Genomic DNA, 24968 nt, shown 5'->3' with positions numbered 1-24968 from the left:
GGGCGCGGCGGCACCAACGCCTGTCCGGTCGGGGCATCAGAACGTCCCCAGCGACCCGACCCGCAGCCGCTCCACGACGCCCATGACGACCGTCGTCAGCACCGCGAGAACCACGCTGGCCGCGAGCGCCATACCGAGGTGCTCGACGCCGGGCCGCGAGATCAGCTGGTAGATCACCACCGGCACCGTGGGCCGGTCCGGCCGCGCCAGGAACGAGGTCGCCCCGAACTCCCCCAGCGACACCGCGAACGCGAACCCCGTCGCTGCCAGCAGCGGCCGCGCCAGGACCGGCCCCTCCGCCGTCCACGCCGCCCGCCACGGCGCCGCCCCGAGCGCCGCCGCGGCCTCGCGCTGGCGCGGGTCGACCGACCGCAGGACCGGCGTCAGGGTGCGCACGACCAGCGGCAGCGCCACCATCGCCTGCGCGACCGGCACCAGCGCGGGCGAGGTCCGCAGGTCCAGCGGCGGCCGGTCGAGGGTGATGAGGAAGCCGAAGCCCACCGTCACCGCCGAGATCCCCAGCGGCAGCATGAATGCCCCGTCCAGCGCCGCCACCACCCGCCGCCACCCCGCCGCCCGCGGCCGGCGCGACACGACGACCGCGACGACCAGCCCGAGGACGACGGCCAGCACGGTCGCGTCGACGGCGGTGCGCAGCGAGTTGGCGACGGCCTCGGTCACGCTCACCCGCAGGGCCGGCGTCGACGCGGGGTCGCCCAGCGCGCGGTAGTTCTCCAGGGTCCACCGCCCGCTCCTGCGGAAGGACCGCACCATCAGCGTCCCGACCGGGAGCAGCACGAACGCCACCGCGAGCGCGGTGACCCCCAGGGCCGGTATGTCGTGGCGCCGGGGCGTCCGTGCCGCCGCCTTCGCCCCGACGCGCCTGCGCGTCGTCTCCGTCGCCGCCCGGGTCCGCGCGGCGACCGCCAGCATCAGCACGACCGCGACCAGCTGCAGCACCGACAGCACGGCCGCCCCGCGCAGGTCGAGGAACTGCGTCGTCAGCAGGTAGATCTCGGTCTCGACGGTGCCGTAGCGCAGCCCGCCCAGCGTCAGCACCACCCCGAACGCCGTGGAGCAGAAGAGGAACACCAGCGTCGCCGCCGACACGACCGCCGGCGCGAGCGCGGGGAGGGTGACGGTGCGCCATACCTGGAAGGGGGTGGCGCCGAGCGCGGCGGCGGACTCCTCGGCGCGGCGGTCCAGGCCCTCCCACATCCCGCCGACGGTCCGGACGACCACGGCGAGGTTGAAGAAGACGAAGGCCAGCAGGATCGGCACCCACGTCCCGTCCCAGCCGAGCCCGCCGAGCGGCCCCCGGCTGGCGAGCAGCGAGCGGAACATCACCCCGACGACGACCGTCGGCAGCACGAACGGCATCACGACGACGGCGCGCACGAGCGCCCGCCCGGGGAAGCGCAGCCGGTAGAGCGCGAACGCCACCGGCAGCCCCAGCCCGACGGTCAGCACGGTCCCGGCCAGCGAGCTCCACAGGGTGAACCACAGCACCCGCAGCGTCCGCGCCCGCCCGAGCACCTCCGGCACGCCGGACAGGTCCAGGCGCCCCTCGGGCAGGAAGCCGCGCGCCAGCATGCCGCCCACCGGCAGCAGGAAGAACACCGCCAGGAACGCGACGGGCAGCAGCGCCGCGAGCCCCAGCGCGAGGGCGGGCCCGTTGAGGTATGCCGCTCGCGCGCCGGGCGCGCGCGTGCGCCGGGTGACGGTCACCCGGTCGCGACGTCCGCCCACTCGCGCAGCCAGTTCTCGCGCTCGGCCTCGATCTGGCCGGGGTGGACCACGATCGGCTCCTCGGCCAGCGGCGCCCACTGCGCCCACAGCTCGGGCAGGGCCACCTCGGAGTCGACGGGGTACATGTACATGTTGTCCGGGATGGCGGCCTGCACCTCGGGGCTCACCAGCCAGTCGACGACGGCCTGCGCACCCTCGGGGTTCGCGGCGCCCTCGAGCACGCCGGCGTACTCGACCTGGCGGAAGCAGGTGTCGAGCAGCGCGCGGGTGGTGGGCTGCACGCCGCCCTCCGGGATCGTGAAGGGCGGGCTGGAGGCGTAGGACAGCACGATCGGCCGGTCGCCGTCGCCGCCGCCGGCGGTGAAGTCGACGGTGTAGGCGTCCGTCCAGCCGCTGGTGACCTTGGCGCCGTTGGCCATCAGGTCCTCCCAGTACCCCTGCCACTCGGTCGGGCCGAACTCGCCGACGGTCGCCAGCAGGAAGGCCAGGCCCGGGCTCGAGGTGGTCGCGCCGGGGGTGACGAAGAGGTCCTTGTACTCCGGCTTGGTCAGGTCCTGCAGGGTCTGCGGCGCGGCGATCCCGTTGTTGGCGAACCAGACGTCGTCGACGTTGACGCACACGTCGCCGAAGTCGACCGGCGTGAGCATGGTCTCCCCGCCCTCGAGGAGGTGCTCCTCGGCGGAGGCCGGCAGGTCGGCGGGGGTGTATGCCGCGAGCACGCCCTCGCTGACCGCCCGCGAGCCGAAGGTGTTGTCGATGCCGAAGACGACGTCGGCGACCGGGCTGCCCTGTGTGAGCACCAGCTGGTTGGTCAGCTCGCCGGCGTCGCCGGCGGTCTGCACCTCCAGCTCAAGGCCGCTCTCCTCCTCGAACGCGCTGACCAGCTCCTCGGGCAGCGTGAAGGAGTCGTGGGTGATGAGGGTGACGGCGCCGAGGTCGGCCGGCGGCGCGACGGTCGCGCCGGCGCTGGTCGTGGCCGCGTCGTCGGCGGTGGCGCCGGTGTCGGCGGACGTTGACGTCTCGTCAGCGTCGTCCCCGCCGAGGAGCGAGCACGAGCTGAGGGTGAGCGTGAGGGTGGCCGTGAGGGCCAGGACGCGGGTATGCCGCATGACAGCTTCTCCTGTCGACTTCCTTCGCCGGTGCTAGCCGGGGCAGGTTCAAGGGTCTGCGGCCGGGCCGCACTCTCAGCGCTCGCGCGCTCCCCTGTCGGATGGTGGACGACTCTCGACATTAGCACCGTGGTGACGCCACACTCAGACATGGGGTCCATCACGATTCACGACAACGGCTCGGTCGTCCAGGCCACGGCAGTGCCGCCAGCGGCGCAGGGCGAGACCTGGTCCTGGTCCTTCAGGGCGACTGACACCGCAGTTTCCCGCACCGCCATCAACGAGACCGATGAGGCCCTGTCGGACAGGGGTCAGTACGCAGGACAGCAGGTCCAGGCACGCCTCAAGCGAACGGACGGGTCTGTCGACGAGTCGACGTTCTTCCTCGTCCCGCCTGATCTCGAAGAGTCGGACGGCAGCGCCAAGCTTGATTTTCATGGCGACTTCGGGCTGGGTCTCGCAGTCGTCATCGCCGTCGTCTCCTTCGCGCTCGGATGGTCGGGGCACATCGTGCAGCGGTTACGCGAGAGCACGGCAGTAGGCACCACGCTCGAGACGCTGCCGGGTCAGCTGGCCTGGCCCCTCCTCGCCGCTGGATGGATGGTCCTGAGCCTCGGCCTGTGGATGCTCGCCATGGAGTGGAGGGCCGGGTTCAAGGCCTCCAAGGCGGCGCCGGTCAGCAAAGGTGATCTACCCGCGGTGATCGAGGCGCTGGGCAAGCTCAAGGGCGCCACGCTCGTGGCCATCATCGGCCTGGTTCTCCTGCTCGCCCCGGCCTGGATCGCCGGATCCACCGCGGCGAGCGACGGCTCCGGTGGATCCGGCGACGATTCCGCAGTGACGACTGCCCCCTGATGACGAGCGCATGCAGCCGAGCCGTCGTCGTCGGGGTGCCGACGACCCGCGAGCCCCACTTTCCTGACCTCCCGTCGACGACGCAAGATGCTGTGGCCGTTCGGAACCACCTGGTCCAGCACGGCTTCAGCGTGAACGTGCGCGCGACCGGTTGCTCCGTGCAGCAGTTCCAGGACGCCGTGACGGAACTCAGACAGCAGACACGCGCGGGGGACTTGGCTCTGATCTACTTCAGCGGGCACGGGGACCGGGTGGAGGATCTGTCCCCCACGCCTGACGAGCCGTGGGACACCCACCTGATCCTCTCGGATCGTCGGCTGCCGGACGACTGGTTCGGCGAAGCCTTCTGGCCGCTCGTGCACGCCGAGTCGCCCGGCACCAGATGGGTGACTTTCGCGGACGCCTGCTTCAGCGCCAGTGCACTCTCCTGGATCGACCGCCCGCGCACGCCCGCACCCGTGCTCCCCAGGGTCCGAGACACAGCGGGCACGACCGAGGTACGACGCCTGCACCTGGGTGCCGCTCCGGACTCGCAGAGGGCGCCGGCGAGCGATCCGGTGGGACGTCGGTACTCGTACGTCACGGGCGCCTTCCTACGCGCCATCGCCCTTGGAGGGGTCAGTTACCGGGAGGCCATCGCAGCCGTAGCCGCCGAGGCGACCGCGCTGCAGGTGCTCTACCCAGGGCTACCCCGACCCACGTGCTACGAGAACCACACCGACGGTCGTTTGGGCACTTCGCCAGCGTTTGTGCCGCTGAGCTGGTAGGCGAGGGCGGCAGGACCGTCCTGTCCGGGCGCGCTGTGGGAAGATCGGGCGCATGGCCAACATCGTCGCGAAGCTCGTGACCACCGGCGCAGCCGTGGTCGCCTCGATCATCGCCAAGAAGACCACCGACGGCACGTGGAAGATCGTGACCGGCCGGAACGTCCCCAACAACCCGGACGACCCGGAGGTGGACCTCAAGGAGGCCATCGCCTTCGCCGTCCTCTCGGGCGCCCTCATCGCGCTCTCCCGCATGCTCGTCAACCGGCAGGCGACGCGGGTGCTGGGCAAGGCGCAGGGCAAGAGCTCCGCCCAGGTCGCCAACGAGACCTGAGCCTGCAGGAGTGACCGTCACCGCACGGGTCCAGAACCTCCTGATCGCGATCCTCGCCCTGATCGCGGTCGGGCTCTCCGTGCTGGCCTACCGCACCGTCAACCTGCCCGGCGGGGAAGCCCTGGGCCCCCCGCCCGCTGCGGCGACGTCCCCGACGAGCGACGACGACCTCGCCACCGCCACAGGTGACGGTGCCGACAGCACCGCCACCAGCGACGCCGACGGCACGGGTACGGACTCCGATGTGCGCACCGGCTCGGCCGACGGTGACCTCGCCGACTGGGTCGACGCGTGGTCGGGTCCCGACAGCGACCTGCTCGTCGTCAGCGACGGGTTCAGCCACCTGCCCGAGCAGTGGGTCCAGCAGTGGGCGCTGCTCACCGGCACCGAGGGCGGCCGCCCGGTCGCGATCCACCACTGGGGCGAGGAGCAGGACGTCTCGTTCAACGAGCCGCTCGAGCTCACCTCCGGCGACGGCCCCGGCCTGACCGTGTGGAGCGGGGGCCGCTACGGCACCACGATCGCCGACGCGGCCGACCACGTCGCCGCGTTCGCCGAGGCTTCCACAGGGGCCGACGCGGTGCTGGTGAGCCTGGGCCAGGGCAGCCCCGGCGAGGACGTGGCCGCCGGCCTGGACGCGCTGCTGGCGCAGATCGACGCCACCTACCCCGACACCCCCGTCCTCGTCGTCGTCGGCCCGGCCGGCCTCTACGACGCCGCCGTCCTCGACGAGATGGCCGCCTGGACCGAGGACAACGCCGACCGCGTCGCCGCGGTCGACATGCGTGACCTCACCGACGCGGGGCCGACGGCCGAGCAGTGGGCCGCCGCGTTCGCCGCGGCCCTCCCGCAGCCGTGAGCGAGCCCACGGTCGCCACCCTCATCCGGGAGACCATGGGCGACCTTCCCGCCGCCGAGCGCAAGGCCGCGCGGGCCCTCCTCTCCGCCTACCCCGTCGCCGGCCTTGAGACGGTCGCGGCGCTCGCGCAGCGCGCCGGCGTCAGCGCTCCGACGGTCGTGCGCTTCGTCTCGCGCCTCGGCTTCTCCGGCTACCCCGCCTTCCAGCGCTCCCTGATGCGGGAGGTGCACGCGCAGCTGGGCTCGCCCCTGCAGCAGTACCCCTCCAAGGGCCACGTCGCCGCGGGGGAGGACCTCCTCCCGTATGTCGTCCGCGCCTTCGCCTCCTCGCTTCAGACCTCCTTCGACGAGGTGCCGCAGAGCGAGTTCGAGCGGGCGGTCGACCTGCTGTGCGACCCGCAGCACCGGGTCCACGTCGTCGGCGGCCGCTTCAGCCACGTCCTCGCGGACTACCTCGTCAGCCACCTGCAGCTGCTCCGGCCGGGGGTGCACTCGGTGCCCGGCGACGAGTTCTCCCGGGTCGCCCTCGTGGGTGGCGCCGGCCGGGACGACCTGCTCGTCGTCTTCGACTACCGCCGCTACGACCCCGCGACCGTGCGGCTCGCTACCCAGGCCGCCCGCGCCGGTGCCCAGGTCCTCCTGCTCACCGACCCGTGGCTCTCCCCCGTGTCCGAGGTGGCGACCGCGGTCCTGCCGACCCACGTGGAGTCGCCCTCCCCCTTCGACTCCCTCGTCCCGGCGTTCGCGCTGGTCGAGGCGCTCGTGGCCGGGATCACCGAGCAGCTGGGCGAGACCGGCCGCGCCCGCGTCGAGCGCCTCGAGCAGGTCCGGGAGGAGCTCGACCCGCACACGCCGTCCGCCCTGGCACCCCCAGACTGAGACGACGCGGCATACCCGCCTGAAACAAAAAGTTCTTCCCAACCTCTTGACGCGCCTGGCGTAATGCCTGTTTCATTGCCGTCCATGAGCCAGACCTCCACCGGCGCCCCCTCGAGCGCCGACGCCGCCCACGGATCGGGCCTGCACCGCAACCTCCGCGTCTGGGAGGTCACCGCCCTGTCGGTCGGCTTCATGGGCCCCGTCATGGCGATGTCGCTCAACGGCATCGGCGTCGCCGGGCTGGTAGGCAAGGCGGTGCCGTTCACCTTCGTCGTCTCCTTCGTGGGCACGCTGCTGGTGGCCTACGCCTTCATCCGCCTGACCCGCTACTTCACCCACGCGGGCAGCGTCTACGCCCTCGCCGGCGCCACCCTCGGCCCCCGCGCCGGCTTCTTCGGCGGCTTCGCGCTGCTGGGGACCTACCTCTTCTTCTCTGCCTGCATCGTCGGCGCCTGCGCGGTCTTCTTCGACGCGATGCTGGGCGAGCTCGGCCTGGCCCTCCCGGGCGGGGGCTGGATCTTCGTCGGCCTGGTGTCGGCCGCCGCCGCCCTGGCCCTCAACCTGCGCGAGTCCACGACGACCACCCGGACGCTGCTGGCCATCGGCATGGTCGGCATCGTCGCGATGCTCCTCCTGTCGGTCATCGTCATCGCCCGCGTCGCCACCGGCAGCGCCCCGGTCAGCACCGGCCTCGACCTGTCCACCCTCCTGCCGGGCGACGCCAACCTGACCGCGATCATGACGGCCTCCGTCTTCGGCTTCCTCTCCTGGGCGGGCTTCGAGTCCGGCACCTCCCTCGGCGAGGAGACGCACGACCCCAAGCGCACCATCCCCCGCGCCCTGACCTATGCCGTCGTCCTCGCCGGCGTCATCTACACCCTCGTGATGTTCGCGCAGACGATCGGCTACGGCACCGACGCCGACGGCGTCGCGGCGTTCGCCGGCGCGAGCTCGACGCTCACCGAGATCAGCTCGACCTACATCGGCCCGTGGTTCGCGGTGCTCATCTCGGTCATCGCCTTCTGCGTCGCCTTCGCCTCGCTCATGAGCTGCTCGGCCGCCGCGGCGCGCCTGGTCTTCGCCCTGGCCCGCGACGGCTTCGGCCCGGCCGCGCTCGCCCGCACCAACCCGCGCACCGGCGCCCCCTCGGTCGCGACGGTGACGGTCATCGCCCTCACGGTCCTGCTCGTGCTGCTCCTCGCGGCGATCGGCGGCGGCCCCATCGAGGTCTACTACTGGTACGCCACCATCGCCACCCTCTGCATGGTCGTCGCCTACGGCATGGCCTCGGTCGGCGTCATCCGGCACACCTTCCGCCCGGGCTCGCCGATCCGCCGCTGGGAGACGGTCGTCCCGACGCTCGGCCTCGCCTTCCTCGTCTACGTGTATGTCGTGCAGGTCGCCGGCCAGGAGCCGCCCTACAGCTACTTCCCCTGGATCGCGGGCGCGTGGTGCCTGCTCGGCCTGGTGGTGATCCTCGCCGCGCCGTCGCTGGCCCAGCGCATCGGCGCCCGCCTCACGGTCGAGGACCTGGGATGAGCGGCGCGGACACGGCATACCTGACCCCGCTCACCTTCGTCGCGACCACCGACCTCACCGGGATCACCAAGGGTCGCTCCCTCGCCACCGAGGACCTCCGGCCCGACGGCACGGTGGGCTGGGTCCCTGCCAACCTCGGCATCGGGGCCAGCGGGCACATCGTCGACGAGATCCCGTTCGGGTCGACCGGTGACCTCCGCCTGCGGCCCGACCCGGCCGCCAGCACCCTGCTCACCGGCGTCCCCGGCCGGCCCGACACCACGGTGGTGATGGCGGACATCGTCCACACCGACGGCCGGCCGTGGGCGTGCTGCCCGCGGACCTTCCTCAAGGACGCGGTGCGCGACCTCGAGGCGGAGTTCGGCATCACGGTCCGGGCCGGGTTCGAGCACGAGTTCACCGACCTCGACGCCGAGGACACGCACCACCCCTTCTCCTGGCGCAACTTCCGCGCGGCAGAGCCGATGGGCTCCCAGCTCATCACCGCGATGAAGGCGAGTGGCCTGGAGCCGGAGAACTGGCTGCCGGAGTACGGCGACCACCAGTTCGAGATCACCGTCCGCCCCGCCGACCCGGTGGCCGCGGCCGACCGCGCCGTCCTGACCCGCGACCTCGTGCGCGACGTCTTCCGCGCCGCCGGCCACCGGACGACCTTCTCCCCGATGGTCCGCCCCGACGCGACCGGCAACGGCGTCCACGTGCACTTCGGGCTCGACGCGGCCGACGGCGGCAACGTCTTCTGGGACCCCGAGCGCCCGGGCCGGCTCTCCGAGACCGGCAACCGGTTCGCCAGCGGCATCGTCCACCACGCCCGCGCGCTGGCGGCGTTCTTCGCCCCGCTCACCGTCTCCTACCAGCGCCTGCGCCCGCACCACTGGTCCTCCGCGGGCGTCTTCCTCGGCCTGGAGAACCGCGAGGCCCTCGTGCGCCTGTGCCCCACGGTCGAGATCGACGGCCGCGACCCCGAGCCGCAGCTGCACCTGGAGTTCCGCGGCGGCGACATCGGCGCCAACCCCTACCTGCTGCTCGGCCTGCTCCTGCGCGCCGGGCTCCAGGGTCTGCGGGGCGAGACGCCGCAGGCCGAGCTCAAGGTCGGCGAGATCGACCCCGAGCAGCACCCGGACGTGCCGAGCCTGCCGACCTCGCTGGACGAGGCGCTGGAGGCCCTCGAGACGGACGAGGTCGTGCGCGGCTGGTTCGCCCCCGAGCTGGTCACGACCTACCTGCGCCTCAAGCGGGTCGAGATCGCCGAGGTCGGAGCGCTCGACGACGCCGCCCAGTGCGCGTGGTACCGCGAGGTGTACTGAGGTGCCCGACCTGACCACGACCGTCCCCGACTGGCTCCGGGCGGTCCCGCTCGTCGACCACCACTGCCACGGCGTCGCGGACGTCACCCTGGACCGGCCGACGTTCGAGGACCTCATCACCGAGTCCGACGCGCCCGCCCCGACGGGCACGACCTTCTTCGACACCCAGCTCGGCTTCGCGATCCGTCGGCACTGCGCGCCGGTGCTGGATCTGCCCGCCTTCGCGACCCCCGAGGACTACCTCGCGCGCCGCGCCGAGCTCGGCCCCGCCGAGGTCAACCAGCGCCTGCTGCGCGCCACCGGCATCGGCGACTACGTCGTCGAGACCGGGCACCGCTCCGACGAGATCCTCGACCCCGCCGGCATGGGCGCCTCCGGCGCTGCAGGGTATGCCGAGGTCGTGCGCCTCGAGCGCACCGCCGAGATCGTCGCGGAGGAGCTCGCGGTCGCCGGGGCGCCGTGCGACTTCCCCACCGCCTTCCGGGCCCGCCTGGACGACCTCCTCGACCCCCGCCTGACCGGCGCGGTCGGGGTGAAGTCGATCGCGGCATACCGGGGCGGCTTCGACATCGACCCGAGCCGACCCACGGACGACGAGGTGACCCGCGCCGTCGCGGCCTGGCTCGCGGCGGCGCCCGAGGGGCAGCCGCTGCGGCTGACCGACCCTGTGCTCATCCGCTTCGGCTGGTGGGAGGCGGTCGACCGGGCCGTGCCGATCCAGCTGCACGTCGGCTACGGCGACCCCGACGTCGACCTGCACCGCTGCAACCCCCTGCTGCTCACCGACCTGCTGCGCCTCGCGCGCGGCAGCGGCGCGAGCTTCATGCTGCTGCACTGCTACCCCTTCCACCGGGAGGCCGGCTACCTCGCGCACGTCTTCGAGCACGTCTACTGCGACGTCGGCCTCGCCGTGACCTACACCGGCGCCCAGTCCGCGCAGGTCATCGCTGAGTCGCTGGAGCTGACGCCCTTCCACAAGGCGCTCTTCTCCTCCGACGCGTTCGGCGCCGCCGAGCTCTTCCACCTCGGCGCCGGACTGTTCCGCACCGGCCTGGCCCGCGCGCTCGCGACGTGGGGCGAGGGCTGGCCGGAGGACGAGCAGCTGCGGGTCGCGCAGCTGGTCGGATCGGAGAACGCCCGCCGCGTCTACCGCCTCGACGAGGTCGCCACGACGACCTTCGGGCGGGCCGGGGCATGACGGCACCGGCGGTCACGACCGGCCTGGCCGACCTCCGCGAGCGCTGGTTCGCCGCCCTCCGCGAGGAGCTGCCCGGCGCGCTGGAGCTCCGACGCTCGATCCACGCCGACCCGTGCCTCTCGGGGCAGGAGGAGCCGACCGCCCGCCTGGTCGAGGAGGCGATGGGCGTGGCGCTCGAGCGGGTCGCCGGCACCGGTCGCGTCGGCCGGCTCGGGCCGGTGCAGGGCCCGTCGGTGCTGCTGCGCGGGGAGCTGGACGCGCTGCCCCTGCACGAGGCGACGGGTGCGGCATACGCCTCCCGCACCGGGCACATGCACGCCTGCGGGCACGACGTGCACCTGGCCGCGCTGGTCGCGGTGGTCCGCGCCGCCGCCCGGCTCGACCTGCCGGTGGGGCTGGTGCCGCTGCTGCAGCCGCGCGAGGAGACCTATCCCTCCGGTGCCCAGGACGCGGTCGCCTCCGGCGCCCTCCAGAGGTATGCCGTCGCCGCCGCCGTCGGTGCGCACGTGCACCCGGGCGTCGCGCCGGGCCACGTGGCGACCGGGGCCGGCGTGGTCAACGCGGCGGCCGACGAGATCGAGGTGGTGCTGCGCGGGCGGGGCGGGCACGGTGCCTACCCGCACCACGCCGCCGACCCGGTCGCCGCCATCTCGCACGTCGTGCTCGGGCTGCCCGAGCTGATGCGCCGCACCGTGTCGCCGATGCGGCCCAGCGTGCTCTCGGTGGGCCACCTGCAGGCGGGGCAGCCGAGCGCCAACGTGCTGCCGGCCGAGGCGCGGCTGCTCGCGACGCTGCGCACGACGGACCCGGACGACCGGGTGCAGATCCAGGAGGCCGTGCGGGTGTTCGCCGCGCGCCAGGCCGAGGCGTTCGGGCTGGAGGCGCAGGTGACGGTGACCTCCGGGGAGCCGGTGCTGGTGAACGACCCCGCCGTGGTGGAGCGGATGGACGCCTGGCTCGGGCGCTCGGGCCTGGTCGCCGCCGAGCCGATGCGCTCGCTCGGCGCCGACGACTTCTCCTTCTTCGGCGAGGTGGTGCCGTCGGTGATGGCGTTCGTCGGGGTGACGGTCGACGGGCACGACGCGCCCCCGCCCCTGCACCACCCGGAGTTCCTGCCGACGGACGAGGCGGTGGGCCACGTCGCCGGGGCGCTGGTGTGCGGCTACCTGGCCGCGGCCGAGCTCGTCGCGGAGGGCCTGCTGCCCGTCCCGTCCGAGCTGGCGCACGAGGCGCACCCGAGCATCGGGGCCGTGGAGGAGTGGTCCGGATGAGCGAGCCCGCGACCGTCCCGACCACCGACGCCGACTGGTATGCCGCCGACGCCCGGTCGATCGCCGGCGTGGAGCGGCTCCGGTTCTTCCCGCAGGTCGTCGCCACGGGCCACGGCTGCACCCTCGTCACGCCCGAGGGCCGGGAGGTGCTCGACCTCAGCGCCAGCTGGACCGCCACGGGGCTCGGCCACGGCCACTCGGCGGTCGTCGAGGCGGTGACCCGGTCGGTGTCGTCGCAGGCGGGCGGCTCGGTGCTCTCCGGGACCCACCCGGAGGCCGTGCTCCTGGCCCGCGAGCTCCTCGAGCTCGTCGGGACGACGGGCACGGACCGCCGCGTCTACCTCGGCCATGCCGGCACCGACGCCAACGACGTCGCGCTGCGCGGGGTGCGCCAGATGACCGGCCGCTCGACGGTCGTCGCCTTCGAGAACGGCTACCACGGCGGCCTCGGCGGCTCGATGGCCGTCTCCGGGCTGCACGTCGCGGCCGGCGCGACGGCGGACCCGCACCTGCGCCTCGTCCCCTACCCCGACCCGTTCCGCCCCTGGACGGGCGACGCCGAGACCCTGCTCGCCGCGACGCTGACCCGGGTCGAGCAGGAGCTCGCCGGCGGCGACGTGGCCGCCGTCCTCGTCGAGCCGATCCAGTCCGACGGCGGCGTGATCGTGCCGCCGGACGGCTTCCTGCGCGGCCTGCGCGAGCTGACCCAGGCGCACGGCTCGCTCCTCGTGGTCGACGAGGTGAAGGTCGGCCTGTGCCGCACCGGCGAGTTCCTCGCGCACCAGGCCGAGGGGGTCGTCCCGGACCTGGTCACCCTGGGCAAGTCGCTCGGCTCCGGCCTGCCGCTCTCGGCCGTCGTCGGGCCAGCGGCAGCCCTCGACTCACCCGCCGCGTCCGCGCTGATGACGACGATCGGCAACCCCGTCTCGTGCGCCGCGGGGCGGGCGGTCCTCGGACAGCTGCGTGACGGCATACTCGCCGCCAACGCGGTCGCGCGAGGCGCGCAGCTGGTCGCGGGACTGCAGAGGTATGCCGCGTCCGCCCGCCCCGGCGCCGCCACCGTCGGTGACGTCCGCGGCCGCGGCCTGAGCGTCGGCGTCGAGCTGGTCGTGCCCGCGACCGGCGCGCCGGATGAGACCCTCACCTCCAAGGCGGTCTTCGCCGGGTGGGGTCTGGGCATCGTCGCCTACCCGGTGCGCGGCAACGTCATCGAGCTCACCCCGCCCCTGACCATCACCTCCGAGGAGATCGACCGTGCGGTCGACCTGCTCGCCGACGCGATCGATGCGGCCGCCACCGGGCGGGTGGCGGACGAGGACGTGGCGGCGTTCTCCGGCTGGTGAGCCCTGCCCGCTGAGGGTGTGACGCGCACGGCCCGCATGCGGGAGTCCCTGCCCCGGGCCGGTACGGTGCGGGCATGACGAGCAAGCCACGGGTGATGACGGTCTACGGCACCCGGCCGGAGGCCATCAAGGTCGCCCCGGTCATCAAGGCGATCGAGAGCAGCGGGACGCTGGTGTCCGTCACCGTCGTGACCGGCCAGCACCGCTCGATGCTCGACCAGGTCAACGAGATCTTCGGGATCGTCCCGGACCAGGACCTCGACGTCTTCGAGCACGGTCAGGGGCTGAACCAGCTCGCCGCCAAGGTGCTGCACCGGATCGACCCGGTCCTGCAGGAGGTGGCGCCGGACGCGGTCCTCGTGCAGGGCGACACGACGACGGTGGCGGCGGCGTCCCTCGCGGCCTTCTACCGCCAGATCCCGGTCGTGCACCTGGAGGCGGGGCTGCGCAGCGGCGACATCCACTCCCCCTTCCCGGAGGAGGCCAACCGACGGATCACCACGCAGGTCACCGCGCTGCACCTGGCGCCGACGCCGACGTCGCGGGCCAACCTGCTGCGTGAGGGCGTCGACCCCAGCACGGTGGCCGTCACCGGCAACACGGTCATCGACGCCCTCTTCCACACGGTCGAGCAGCAGGTGCCCTTCACCGACGAGCGCCTGGCGCGTCTCGTCGAGGGCGACCGGCGGCTGCTGCTCGTCACCACGCACCGCCGCGAGAACTGGGGCGAGGCGATGGAGGGCGTCGGGCGGGCGCTGCGCCGGCTGGCCGAGCGCTACCCCGACGCGGACATCCTGCTGCCGGCGCACGCCAACCCGCTGGTGCGCCAGAGCGTCCTGCCGCACCTCGAGGGTCTGACCAACGTGCTCGTGACCGAGCCCCTCGCGTATGGCGAGTTCACGCGCGTCATGGACCGCGCCCACGTGGTCCTCACCGACTCCGGCGGCGTGCAGGAGGAGGCGCCCTCGCTGGGCAAGCCGGTGCTGGTCATGCGCGAGAACACCGAGCGCCCGGAGGCCGTCGAGGCCGGGACAGTCCGGCTCATCGGCACCGACGAGGAGCGCATCGTCACCGAGGTCTCGACGCTCTTCGACGACACCGCCGCGCACGCCGCGATGGCGAACGCCGTCAACCCCTACGGCGACGGTCAGGCCGCCGCCCGCAGCGTCGCCGCGATCGAGCAGATGCTCGGCCGCGGGTCGCGCCTGCCCGACTTCGGGGGCTGACGGGCCCCGTCGGCGTCAGCGCCAGGTGCCGCGGGTGTCGACCACGGCCTTGCCGTCGAGCAGGGAGCGGTCGAGCGCCTTGAACTCGCGGTGGTCGACGAGCAGCGCGACGACGTCGGCGCGCTCGATCGCCTCCTCGAGCGGGGTCAGCGCGATGTTGCGTCGGTTGGCGAGCTTGCCCGGGAGCGCCTCGACGTTCGGCTCCACCGCGAGGATCGAGGCGTCCGGGAGCTCGTCGGCGAGCTGGGCGGTGATGTTCAGCGCCGGGGACTCGCGCATGTCGTCGATGTCCGGCTTGAAGGCCAGGCCCAGGGCCGCGACGACCGGGGCCTCGGCGTCACCGAGCGCCTCCTTGACCTTGGAGATGACGTAGCCGGGCTTGTCGTCGTTGACGTTGCGGGCCGTGCGGATGAGGCGCGCCTCCTCCGGGGCGGCGCTGACGATGAACCACGGGTCGACGGCGATGCAGTGGCCGCCGACGCCGGGGCCGGGCTGCAGGATGTTGACGCGGGGGTGCTTGTTGGCGAGCTCGATGAGCTCGAAGACGTCGATGCCCAGGCGCTCGGCGATGACGGACAGCTCGTTGGCGAAGGCGATGTTGACGTCCCGGAAGGAGTTCTCCGTGAGCTTGGCCATCTCCGCGGTCGTCGCGTCGGTGAGGAAGATGTCGGCGGTGCAGAAGGTCTGGTAGAGCGCCTTGGCGCGCTCGGCGGCCCGGCGGGTGAGGCCGCCGACGATGCGGTCGTTGGTCACCAGCTCGACCATGACCTGGCCGGGCAGCACGCGCTCGGGGCAGTGCGCGACGTCGACGTTGGTCTCGCTCTCCTGGTCGACCGTCAGCTCCGGCCGGGCCGCGATGATACGAGCCGCCAGGTGCTCGGTGGCCCCGGGCGGGGAGGTCGACTCGAGGATGACCAGCTCGCCGCCCTCGAGGTGCGGGATGATCGCGTCGGTCGCCGCGTCGATGTAGCTGAGGTCGGCCTGGTGGCCCTCGGTGAAGGGCGTGGGCACCGCGATGATGTAGGTCCCGACCTTGGGGGTCTCGGCCTGCGCGGACAGCATCCCCAGGCTCACCGCGCCGGCGACGTGCGTCTCCAGCTCCGGCTCGACGAACGGGACCTGGCCGGCGTTCACAGCGTCCACGTGCACCGGGTTGACGTCCACCCCGATGACCTTCTGCCCGTGGCTGGCGAGGATCGCCGCAGTCGGGAGTCCGATGTACCCAAGGCCGATGACGGCGACGGTGTTGCGCATGCGCATTTACCCCTTTGGAGGATTGCCGGCCCAGCCCGTCGGCGGGTCGGTAGAGGACTGCAGGAGTATTCCACACGGGACGGAGGGGGCTGCCTCGACGTCCGGTCACCCCGATGGTCAGGCGCTGGTTCTGATCTGGCAAAGGTTTGGCAAAAACGCTTGGCGTCCGGCGCCCGAGGGCCGAGGGTGGTGAGGACGGACCACCACTCGGAGGAGAAGCCATGTCGCACCGATCTTTCGCATCATCCGTCACCGCCGCCGCGCTCGTCGCGTCGGCCGCAGCGCTCGTGCCCGGCGCCGCGCAGGCCATCCCGGAGAACTCCCACTGCGGCGTCCAGCCGGGCAACAATAACGACGCGTTCGTCGACCACGACCAGCTGACCGCGGCCGTGCAGCAGCTGGAGCGCACCTCGGGCGGGCTCGTCGACGTCGAGGTCGCCGGCCACAGCAACGAGGGCCGCGAGATCTACTCGGCCCGCGTGGGCGAGGGCGACACGGTCATCTACGTGCAGTCCCAGATCCACGGCAACGAGAACCACGGCACCGAGGCCCTGCTCAACCTGCTGCACATGCTCGGCGGCCCGTCCGCCGAGGCGCAGCAGCTGCGCGAGGAGGTGACGGTGGTCGGCATACCTCGCCTGAACGTGGACGGCGGCGAGCACGACACCCGGCAGAACGCGATGAGCTGGGACGACGTCGTCGCGGCGTTCCCGCAGCTCGCGGGCGTGCAGCCGGCGTGGAACTACCGCGCGTCGGTGCCGGGCTTCGACGTCAACCGCGACTTCCACCCGGACCTGGACTACGTCCCCGCGCCGGAGGACTTCCCGGGCAGCAGTGCCGACACCGGGTGGTACATCACGCCGGAGGCGCAGACCTCGCGGGACGTCTACCGCGGGCTCGAGCAGGAGTTCGGGACCGTCGACTACTTCGTCGACCTGCACAACCAGTGGTCCTGCTACAAGCAGGTGGGCACCGACAACCTGTCGACGCTGTCCATCTCCGGGCGGTTCATCGCCGACCCGACCGAGCTCGGCGACTGGCCCAAGTTCGACTACGACGCCTCGCGCCGCGCCAACGTCGCCGTGTATGACGCGCTCCAGGACCAGGGTGACTCCGCCTTCGGGCACCTCACCCTCTACCCGCAGGACACCAACCTGCCCGGCACCGCGCTGGGGTCGTTCGCCCTGCGCGGCAGCGCGACGGTGCTCTTCGAGACGTCGAGCCAGACGCAGTACGACGGATCCAAGCGCAACGGGATGCTGACCAAGCAGGTCGAGACCGGGCTCAAGGGCCTGATCGACGCCGTGGCCGACGGCAGCATCGACGCGATCGACCCTGAGGACTACGAGCAGATCCCGCAGCGGGAGTTCCTGCCGGCCGACTGAGGCTCTCGTCTTGCGACCGCTTTTCCTTCTGTGCGTCGGATGCATCTGACTCACAGCAGGAAAAGCGGTCGCGAGTGCCGACGGCACGCGCACCCGCCCGAGGCCGGCCCCTGTCCACCAGCGCCGAGACCCACTAGCGTCTGGTTATGCCGCGCCAGTTCCAGTTCCGCACCGTCGACGGGGTCGAGACCGTCCAGATCGCCGTCCGGGGCCGCCAGGTCCTCGCCCGCCCGATGCTCAACTTCGGCCCCGGCTACACGCTCGACGAACGCGCCGCCCTCGGTCTGCGCGGGCTGCTCCCGCCCGCGGTCAACACGCTCACCGAGCAGGTGCGCCGCGTCTACCAGCAGTTCCGCGGCCAGCCCGACGACCTGAGCCGGTACGTCTTCCTCAACCAGCTCCAGGACCTCAACGAGATCCTCTACTACCGCCTCGTGGCCGACCACCTCGAGGAGATGCTGCCGATCATCTACACGCCCACCGTCGGCGAGGCGATCCAGAAGTTCAGCTCCACCTTCGACCGCCCCCGCGGCATCTACCTGTCCATCGACGACGCCGCCGGCATGGACGAGGCCCTCGCGGCGCACGGGCAGGGGCCCGAGGACGTCGATCTCGTGGTCGTCACCGACTCCGAGGGGATCCTCGGCATCGGCGACCAGGGCGTCGGCGGCATCCGCATCGCGGTCGGCAAGCTCGCGGTCTACACGACGGCCGCGGGGATCCACCCGTTGCGCGGCATACCCGTCGTGCTCGACGTGGGCACCGACAACCTCGACCTGCTCAACGACCCCGGCTACCTCGGCGCGCGGCACGCCCGCGTGCGCGGTGAGAGGTATGACGCGTTCGTCGCCCAGTTCGCCGACGCCGTCCGCCGGCACTTCCCGCACGCCCTGCTGCACTGGGAGGACTTCGGCGCGGACAACGCGCACCGCATCCTGGCGGCATACCGGGACGAGCAGTGCTCCTTCAACGACGACATCCAGGGCACGGCCGCGGTGGTCGCGGCGGCGGCGCTCGCGGCCGTCCGCGCCAAGGGCGAGCGACTCGCCGACCAGCGGATCGTCGTGCACGGCGCCGGCACCGCGGGCGTCGGCGTCGCCGACCTCATGCGCGACATCATGGTGCAGGAGGGGCTGTCCGAGAAGGAGGCCGAGAGCAGGTTCTGGGGGCTCGGGAGCCGCGGGCTGCTGCATACGGGAGCACCCATGCGCGCCTTCCAGGAGAGGTATGCCCGGCCCGTCGAGGAGGTCTCCGGCTGGGACGGGGCGGGGCGCTACGACCTCGCGGAGGTGGTGCGGCAGGTCAGGCCGACCGTGCTCGTCGGGACGTCGGCGCAGCCCGGGTCGTTCACCGAGGCGATCGTGCGCGACATGGCCGCCGGCTGCGACCGGCCGGTGATCATGCCGCTGTCGAACCCGACCAGCCGCTCCGAGGCCGTGCCCGCCGACCTGCTGCGCTGGACGGACGGTCGGGCGCTGATCGCCACGGGCTCGCCGTTCGCGCCGGTCGAGCAGGGCGGGACGACGTTCGAGATCGCGCAGGCCAACAACGCGCTGGTCTTCCCCGGCATCGGCCTGGGCGCCGTGGCGGTGCGGGCCACGCGGGTCACCGACCGGATGATCGCCGCGGCGGCCCAGGCGGTGGCCGAGCGGACGTCCGCCGGCCGGCTGGGCGCTCCGGTCCTGCCGTCCATGCGCCAGCTGCGCGCGGTGTCCGCCGCGGTGGCGATCCGGGTGGCCGAGGCGGCGGTCGAGGAGGGCGTGGCCACCCGTGAGCTCGAGCACCCGCTCCAGGACATCCACGAGCTGATGTGGCAGCCGGTCTACCCCACGGTCGAGGTCGTCGACCACATCGACGAGCCGTCAGCCCGGACGACGGAGCCGGGGCGCGAGGCCTGAGGAGCGGGTCGGCCCGCACCGACGGACAGGCCGACGGTCAGCGGCACGCGCGGATCTGCTCGACCAGGATGTCGCCGTGGCCGGCGTGCCGGGCCAGCTCGGCGGTCATGTGCCCGTAGAGGTAGCGCAGGCTGATCGACTTCTCGCGCCACTGCAGCTCGTGGTCGAGGTCGTGCCCGGCGGCGATGGCCCGCGACTCCTCGCACGCGGCGCGGTAGGCCCCGAGGGCGGAGGCGATCGTCTCGCCCTCACGCGGCACGAAGCTCTCGTCGACGGTCTCCGGGATGCCGACTTCCGCACGCGTCCGGCCGGCCAGCCGGTGGTGGAACCAGACCTTCTCGACGAAGATCGCGTGGGTCACGAGCGCGAGCGGCGTCGTGAGCGAGGGCACCAGCCGGAGCCGCGCCTCCTCCTCGGTGAGGTCGTCCAGGAGCGCCGCGATCTGCTCACGCTGCACGTCGACGAATCCCTCGAGGACGGCGCGCTCGCCCGCGGTGTAGAAGGTGGCCACAGCCCGAGGCTACGCCGGGGCGGAAGGGAGGAAGGGACCCACACCCGACCGGCCCCGCCTCAGGCCGGCCTCTCGACCTCCACGAACAGGAAGCAGATGAACGACCGGCCGTCCGGGTTGGGCAGCAGCTCGGTCGGCGTGTCGGCGGCCGGCGGCGGCTCGGTCACGCGCCGGATCGTCAGTCCCGCCTCGACGAAGGCGTTGATCACGTCCTGCAGGGGCCGGTGCCAGTAGGTCATCCACACCGTCTCTCCGTCGTAGTCGTAGTCCTCGGAGTACTGCGTGAGCGCGAAGTAGTCGGCCCCCTGGTGCGAGACGACGTAGACGGTCGGGTGGATGACCGAGACGACCAGCCGCCCGCCGGGTCGCAGCACCCGCCGCAGCTCAGCGAGCGTGGCGGCCCAGTCCTCCACGTAGTGCAGCGCCAGCGAGACGACGACCAGATCGAACTGCGCATCGGCATACGGCAGCGGCGCGGCCAGGTCCGCGACCCGCAGGTCCACGGCCTCCCCCAGCCGCTCCCGCGCGATGTCGACCATCGCCGGGCTCAGGTCGAAGGCGGACACGGACGCGCCCCGGTCACGCAGCGCCTCCGCGAGCGCGCCCGACCCGCACCCCGCGTCGAGCACCCCCAGCCCCGTGACGTCGCCGGCGAGGCGCAGCATCTCCGGGCGCTCGTACCAGGCGTTGAAGAGGCTGCTCTCGTTCGAGGCCGCGTATGCCGCGGCGAAGCTGTCGTACTGCGCGGCGGTGGGCGGGACCTGGGACTCGGGAGGGGGCATGGGCTCCATGTCTACCAGGGCGGATGCGACTTGACCTGCGTCAAGGAAGTCTCGCGGGGAAGTCCGTAGCTTCGAGGTATCAGGCCCCCGAGGGCACCGAGCCAGCGTGAGAGGACATGCCATGAGCACCACCACCAGCACCACCACGACGATCCTGCGGGCCGAGGGCTTCTCCTGCCCCTCCTGCGTGGCCAAGATCGAGAAGCAGGTCGGCCGCGTCAAGGGCGTCGAGTCGGTCAAGGTCCACTTCGCCTCCTCCCGCGTCGAGGTCGTCCACGACCCCGCCGTGGCGAGCACCGACGACCTGGTCGCCGCGGTGGCCAAGGCCGGCTACACCGCCAGGCCCGCCGCGTTCTGACCTGCCAGCCCTGATGCCCGACGCACGACATACGGAAGGACAAAAATGAACCTCGTCCGGACATGGCTCTCGGGTCGCTGGACCGTGCCGGGCGCCTCGGGTCTGCTGATCCTGGCCTCGTTCGCCTCCGAGCACGCCCTGGGCTACCCGCTGTGGGGCGACGTGCTGATGATCGCCGCCGCGGTCGTCGCCGGCGCGCCCGTCGTCAGCAAGGCCTGGCGCGCGCTGACCGCCAGGGTGGTCGGCATCGACCTGCTGGTCTCGGTCGCCGTCATCGGCGCCGTGCTGATCCAGAACTACTGGGAGGCCGCCGCGGTGACCTTCCTGTTCGCCGTCGGGCACGCGCTGGAGACGGCGACCCTCAACAGGACCCGCTCCGCGCTCGCCGAGCTGATCGCCGTCGCACCCGACACCGCGGTCGTGCTCCGCGCCGGCGGGCAGGTCGAGGTCCCGGCCCAGGAGGTCGTCACCGGCGAGACAGTCCTGGTCAAGAACGGCGCGAAGGTGCCCGTCGACGGCGTCGTCATCGGCGGCACCGGCGCGCTGGACGAGGCCTCCATCACCGGCGAGTCGATCCCGGTCGAGAAGGTGGCCGGCGACGACGTCTTCGCCGGCACCGTCAGCACCGGCGGCTTCCTGCAGGTCAGGGCCACCGGCGTGGGCGCCGACACCACCCTGGCGCGCATCATCCATCGCGTGGAGGAGGCGCAGGACGCCAGGGCGAAGACGCAGGCCTTCATGGACCGCTTCTCCGCCTGGTACACCCCCGCGATCATCGTGCTCGCGGTCGTCCTGGGCCTGGTCACCCGCGACCTCGTGCTGGCCCTGACCCTGCTGGTCATCGCCTGCCCCGGTGCGCTCGTCATCTCCATCCCCGTCTCGATCGTGGCCGGCATCGGCCGCGGCGCGAAGGACGGCATCCTCATCAAGGGTGGCGAGTTCCTCGAGACCTCCGCCAGGATCGACGCCGTCGCGCTCGACAAGACCGGGACCCTCACCCAGGGCCGTCCGCGTCTGACCGACGTGGTCCCGCTGGTCCCGGAGCTGTCCGAGGACGACGTCCTGCGGCTGGCCGCGCGCGCCGAGGCCGGCTCCGAGCACCCGCTCGCGCGTCCGGTCCTCGACGCTGCCGCCGAGCGGGGTATGCCGTCGCCCGGCCTCCCCGAGGAGACTCACCCGGTCCCGGGCCAGGGGGTCGTGGCCGTCGTCGACGGCCGTCGCGTCGCCGTCGGCAACCTGGCGCTGCTGACCGCCGAGGGTGGTCTGGCCGAGGGTGGCCTGGCGGAGGTCGAGCGGACCGGGGCACGCGTGGCCGCGCTCGCCGCCGACGGTCGCACGCCGATGATCGTCGCGGTCGACGGTCGCCCCGTGGGGATCGTGGCGGTGGCCGACACCGTCCGCGCCGACGCTTCCGAGATGGTGCGCCGTCTGCACGCCGCCGGCGTCAGGAAGGTCGTCATGCTCACCGGTGACGTCGAGCCGGTCGCCCGGTCCGTCGGCGCCCAGGTCGGCATCGACGAGGTCCGCGCCGGGCTCCTGCCGGAGGACAAGCTCGAGGCCGTGGCCGACCTGCAGAAGCAGGGCTACACGGTCGCGATGGTCGGCGACGGCGTCAACGACGCCCCCGCGCTGGCGACCGCCGACATCGGCGTGGCCATGGGCGCCGCCGGCACCGGCGTGGCGATCGAGACCGCGGACATCGCCCTGATGAAGGACGATCTGCTCAAGCTGCCCCAGGCCTTCTCGCTGGCCAGGCGGACCGTCAGCACCATGCGGCAGAACATCGCCATCGCGCTGGTCACGGTGGCCACGCTGATGCTCGGCGTGGTCCTCGGTGGCGTCACCATGGCGATCGGGATGCTGGTGCACGAGGCCTCGGTGCTGCTCGTCATCGTCAACGCGATGCGCCTGCTGCGGCGTCGCGAGGACCCGCCCGCGCGGACGCGCCGCCATGAGTCCGAGCAGGACCGCACCGCGCCCGAGCGGGAGAAGGTCGCGGCCTGACCCACTGCATACCTGACCCACGGCATACCTGACCCGCTGCATACCTGACCCACGGCATACCCGACCAGGGCGCCTCCTCGGACGCTACGGATCTGCATCACCACGTGATGCAGATCCGTAGCACCTCAGCTCAGGCACCCGCACGAGCAGCCTCTGCGGTCGCCCGTGGCCGAGGAGGTCCAAGCCTCCCGACGGCATACGTCATACCGAGGTGTTGGTGGCCCAGGCGGGCGTCCCGTTGGTGCGGTAGATGACCACGTTTCCGTCGTCCTGCACGACCAGCCGCGCGCCGGGGTTGCGGTCGGTGGCGGTGGCCCAGACCGGCCGGTCCTTGGGTGCGTAGATGACGAGGTTGCCGTCGCCCTGCATGACAGTGGACCCGACCGGGCGCCCGTTGGTGTTGCTGGCCCACCGCGCGCCCGTCGGCCCGTAGAGGACGAGGTTGCCGTCGGCCTGGTAGACGAACCGGTAACGCCCGTTCGGCGAGCTGATCGAGCCACCGGGGACGAGGGTCTCCCCCGCCAGCATGTCCGGGCTGCTCGCGTCCGGCCCGGTGATCACCCAGGTGTCGGTCGACCAGGCGGCGGTCCCGTTGGCGCGGTAGATCACGACGTTGCCGTCGTCCTGCACGACCAGCCGCGCGCCCGGGCTGCCGCTCGTGCCGCTGGCCCAGACCGGCCGGTCCTTCGGCGCGTAGATGACGAGGTTGCCGTCGCCCTGCATGATCGTCGTCCCCACTGGTCGGCCGTTGGTCCGCGACGACCAGGTCGCGCCGGCGGGGCCGTAGAGGACGAGGTTGCCGTCGGTCTGGTAGACGAACCGGTAGCGACCGTTCGGCGAGGTGATCTGCCGGCCGGCGGCGAGGGTCTCGCCGGCGACCATGTCGGGGCTGCTCGCGTCGGGCCCGGTCACCACCCACGTGTCGGTCGACCAGACCGGCCGGCCGTCGGGGCGGTAGATGACGACGTTGCCGTCGTCCTGGACGACGAGGTGAGCGCCGAGGTGACCGTCGGTGCCGCTGGCCCAGACCACGAGACCGCCCGGGCCGTAGATCACGAGGTTGCCGTCGCCCTGCATGATCGTCGAGCCGACCGCCTGCCCGTCGGTCCGCGAGGCCCACATGGCCCCCGCCGGCCCGTAGAGGACGAGGTTGCCGTCACCCTGGTAGACGAAGGTGTAGCGACCGTTCGGGGAGCTGATCGACTGCCCCGCCATGAGCACCTCGCCGGCCCGCAGGTCCGGGCTGCTCGCGGCGGCGCCGGTGACGAGCGGCTCGGTGTCGTAGGCGTACCCGAGCCGGTGGTGGTTCAGCACGTGCGCCGGGGTGCGGCTCGGCCACTCCATGAGCGGGTCGTTGAGACCGGCACCGGTCATGCTCGAGACGAACGGGGCGGCCGGATTGGCCGCCTGCCACCGCGCCCAGAGCAGGTCGATCCACGCGTGGTGCAGGTAGAAGACCGGGTCGCGCGGCGAGGCCGCGGTCCGCATCTGGCCCCCCACCCACCGGTGCGGCGGGTTGTGGATGAGATCCTCCAGCTCGAACCAGAAGCCGCCGTATGTCGTGCGCGTCTGGTTGCGCTGGACCGTGGTCGGCGAGGGCAGGACGTCCGAGCCGAGGGCACGCTGCAGGTTCCACAGGCTGTTGAACTGCCCGAGGAAGGCGTTGCTCCACAGCGAGGAGCTGGTGCTCTGCTCGACCGAGGAGTCCCAGTAGGGCAGCGACACCCGGGCGTCGACCGAGCGGAGCTCGCGCTCGAAGCGCAGGAGCATCTCGCGGTGCCACGGCAGGAAGTGCGAGCTGTGGTGGATGTTCATGTTGAAGTGGTGCTCGTGGAGGTGGGCGAAGCTCTCGACGACGCCCCGGCTCTTGAGCACCTTGAGGGCGTTGACGAGGCGGTCGCGCTCCTGCGTCGACAGGGCGGTGAAGTTCTTGCGGACCCAGACCATGTCACTCACCGTCCTGCGGGGCCGTCGACGTGGCGGACGGGGTGGTGCGGTCGGCGGGGCCCGGCGTCGGGACCCGTCGTGCGGCACGGTCCACCACGAGCTGGCGACCGAGGCCGCGCAGGTCGTCGGACCAGACGTAGGCGTTGTCGTAGAGGAAGTACTTCCCGCCCGGCAGGCGGCCATGCCTCACCGGCTCCCCGTCGACGAGGAGCTCGGTGCGCGCCGCGCGGCCCCTCCCGATCTCCCGGACCTCGACGCGTGCGTCGATCTCGTGCTTGTCCATCCTGTCCCTCCGAGTGTGTGCTGGCGTGATGCCTGACGAGAGGGAGGAGGCGGACAGGTCTGGTTGGATACACGGGGCGTGCGTGCACGAGGGACAAGGTGCGGCAGTGACGCT

At 72.5% G+C, this 24968-nt stretch carries 22 protein-coding genes and 1 riboswitch; of the genes, 15 read left to right on the top strand and 7 right to left on the bottom strand.

All coding sequences use genetic code 11. From position 1 onward, the window contains the following. Window positions 1-36: 36 nt before the first annotated feature. Together IEV65_RS14095 and IEV65_RS14090 are read right to left on the bottom strand one after the other, a co-directional pair. The gene (locus tag IEV65_RS14095) at window positions 37-1728 is read right to left on the bottom strand and encodes an ABC transporter permease (RefSeq protein WP_188431879.1); all 1692 of its coding nucleotides are present in this window, start codon (window positions 1726-1728) and stop codon (window positions 37-39) included. Continuing rightward, window positions 1725-2858 carry a thiamine ABC transporter substrate-binding protein gene (locus IEV65_RS14090; protein WP_188431877.1) on the bottom strand — a complete coding sequence of 378 codons (1134 nt, stop codon included), beginning with the start codon at window positions 2856-2858 and terminating at the stop codon, window positions 1725-1727. The genes IEV65_RS14095 and IEV65_RS14090 overlap by 4 nt, the downstream gene beginning before the upstream one ends. 2 nt (window positions 2859-2860) lie before the next feature. Further along, window positions 2861-2964, bottom strand: a riboswitch (TPP riboswitch). Window positions 2965-3008: 44 nt separating this feature from the next. Between IEV65_RS14090 and IEV65_RS14085 the strand changes: the two genes are divergently transcribed. The 11 genes from IEV65_RS14085 (at window position 3009) to wecB (ending at window position 14432) form a co-directional block, all read left to right on the top strand. Further along, a complete protein-coding gene (locus IEV65_RS14085; RefSeq protein WP_188431875.1) occupies window positions 3009-3713 on the top strand; it encodes a hypothetical protein in 705 nt (234 codons plus the stop codon). Next, entirely contained in the window at window positions 3713-4480 is a 768-nt protein-coding gene (locus tag IEV65_RS14080; protein WP_229735301.1) for a caspase family protein, read from the top strand. The genes IEV65_RS14085 and IEV65_RS14080 overlap by 1 nt, the downstream gene beginning before the upstream one ends. A gap of 52 nt (window positions 4481-4532) precedes the next feature. Next, window positions 4533-4811 (top strand): DUF4235 domain-containing protein, encoded by a 279-nt coding sequence (locus IEV65_RS14075; protein ID WP_188431871.1) that lies wholly within the window; start codon window positions 4533-4535, stop codon window positions 4809-4811. 10 nt (window positions 4812-4821) lie between these two features. Next, entirely contained in the window at window positions 4822-5670 is an 849-nt protein-coding gene (locus IEV65_RS14070) for a hypothetical protein (protein WP_188431869.1), read from the top strand. Beyond that, entirely contained in the window at window positions 5667-6548 is an 882-nt protein-coding gene (locus IEV65_RS14065) for a MurR/RpiR family transcriptional regulator (RefSeq protein ID WP_188431867.1), read from the top strand. Before IEV65_RS14070 ends, IEV65_RS14065 begins: the two co-directional genes overlap by 4 nt. Window positions 6549-6632: 84 nt before the next feature. After that, a complete protein-coding gene (locus tag IEV65_RS14060) occupies window positions 6633-8087 on the top strand; it encodes an APC family permease (RefSeq protein WP_188431865.1) in 1455 nt (484 codons plus the stop codon). Then, entirely contained in the window at window positions 8084-9394 is a 1311-nt protein-coding gene (locus IEV65_RS14055) for a type I glutamate--ammonia ligase (protein ID WP_188431863.1), read from the top strand. The genes IEV65_RS14060 and IEV65_RS14055 overlap by 4 nt, the downstream gene beginning before the upstream one ends. Window position 9395: 1 nt before the next feature. Further along, window positions 9396-10592, top strand: a complete 1197-nt coding sequence (locus IEV65_RS14050; protein WP_229735300.1) for an amidohydrolase family protein — start codon at window positions 9396-9398, stop codon at window positions 10590-10592. After that, window positions 10589-11863: a M20 metallopeptidase family protein gene (locus tag IEV65_RS14045; RefSeq protein ID WP_188431860.1), complete on the top strand. Its 1275-nt coding sequence runs from the start codon at window positions 10589-10591 to the stop codon at window positions 11861-11863. Before IEV65_RS14050 ends, IEV65_RS14045 begins: the two co-directional genes overlap by 4 nt. Continuing rightward, complete coding sequence (locus tag IEV65_RS14040; RefSeq protein WP_188431858.1) at window positions 11860-13206, top strand: aspartate aminotransferase family protein; 1347 nt, start codon at window positions 11860-11862, stop codon at window positions 13204-13206. Before IEV65_RS14045 ends, IEV65_RS14040 begins: the two co-directional genes overlap by 4 nt. 74 nt (window positions 13207-13280) lie before the next feature. Beyond that, the gene (gene wecB / locus IEV65_RS14035) at window positions 13281-14432 is read left to right on the top strand and encodes a non-hydrolyzing UDP-N-acetylglucosamine 2-epimerase (protein WP_188431856.1); all 1152 of its coding nucleotides are present in this window, start codon (window positions 13281-13283) and stop codon (window positions 14430-14432) included. Between the two features lie 15 nt (window positions 14433-14447). Here wecB and wecC read toward each other — a convergent pair whose 3' ends face one another. Beyond that, window positions 14448-15692 carry a UDP-N-acetyl-D-mannosamine dehydrogenase gene (gene wecC, locus IEV65_RS14030; protein WP_188431854.1) on the bottom strand — a complete coding sequence of 415 codons (1245 nt, stop codon included), beginning with the start codon at window positions 15690-15692 and terminating at the stop codon, window positions 14448-14450. Window positions 15693-15907: 215 nt separating this feature from the next. Between wecC and IEV65_RS14025 the strand changes: the two genes are divergently transcribed. Beyond that, window positions 15908-17071, top strand: a complete 1164-nt coding sequence (locus IEV65_RS14025; RefSeq protein ID WP_188431852.1) for a M14 family zinc carboxypeptidase — start codon at window positions 15908-15910, stop codon at window positions 17069-17071. Between the two features lie 146 nt (window positions 17072-17217). After that, window positions 17218-18969 (top strand): NAD-dependent malic enzyme, encoded by a 1752-nt coding sequence (locus tag IEV65_RS14020; protein WP_188431850.1) that lies wholly within the window; start codon window positions 17218-17220, stop codon window positions 18967-18969. A gap of 37 nt (window positions 18970-19006) precedes the next feature. On the opposite strand, the gene IEV65_RS14015 is transcribed toward IEV65_RS14020, so the two are convergent. Both IEV65_RS14015 and IEV65_RS14010 read right to left on the bottom strand, forming a co-directional pair. Then, window positions 19007-19480, bottom strand: coding sequence for a DinB family protein (locus IEV65_RS14015; protein WP_188431848.1), 474 nt, complete (start codon window positions 19478-19480; stop codon window positions 19007-19009). Between the two features lie 59 nt (window positions 19481-19539). Continuing rightward, window positions 19540-20262, bottom strand: a complete 723-nt coding sequence (locus tag IEV65_RS14010) for a class I SAM-dependent methyltransferase (protein ID WP_188431846.1) — start codon at window positions 20260-20262, stop codon at window positions 19540-19542. A gap of 121 nt (window positions 20263-20383) precedes the next feature. Between IEV65_RS14010 and IEV65_RS14005 the strand changes: the two genes are divergently transcribed. Both IEV65_RS14005 and IEV65_RS14000 read left to right on the top strand, forming a co-directional pair. Continuing rightward, a complete protein-coding gene (locus IEV65_RS14005; protein WP_188431844.1) occupies window positions 20384-20620 on the top strand; it encodes a heavy-metal-associated domain-containing protein in 237 nt (78 codons plus the stop codon). 45 nt (window positions 20621-20665) lie between these two features. Beyond that, a complete protein-coding gene (locus tag IEV65_RS14000; protein WP_188431842.1) occupies window positions 20666-22624 on the top strand; it encodes a heavy metal translocating P-type ATPase in 1959 nt (652 codons plus the stop codon). A gap of 201 nt (window positions 22625-22825) precedes the next feature. On the opposite strand, the gene IEV65_RS13995 is transcribed toward IEV65_RS14000, so the two are convergent. Beyond that, the gene (locus IEV65_RS13995; RefSeq protein WP_188431840.1) at window positions 22826-24571 is read right to left on the bottom strand and encodes a tyrosinase family protein; all 1746 of its coding nucleotides are present in this window, start codon (window positions 24569-24571) and stop codon (window positions 22826-22828) included. A 1-nt stretch (window position 24572) separates the two neighbouring features. After that, window positions 24573-24854 carry a hypothetical protein gene (locus tag IEV65_RS13990; protein ID WP_188431838.1) on the bottom strand — a complete coding sequence of 94 codons (282 nt, stop codon included), beginning with the start codon at window positions 24852-24854 and terminating at the stop codon, window positions 24573-24575. Window positions 24855-24968 lie beyond the last annotated feature (114 nt).

It is taken from the genome of Ornithinimicrobium tianjinense (assembly GCF_014636495.1).
GTDB lineage: Bacteria > Actinomycetota > Actinomycetes > Actinomycetales > Dermatophilaceae > Ornithinicoccus > Ornithinicoccus tianjinensis.
The sequence above is the reverse complement of the archived record's forward strand: the minus strand, read 5'-3'. Positions and strand labels throughout refer to the sequence as shown.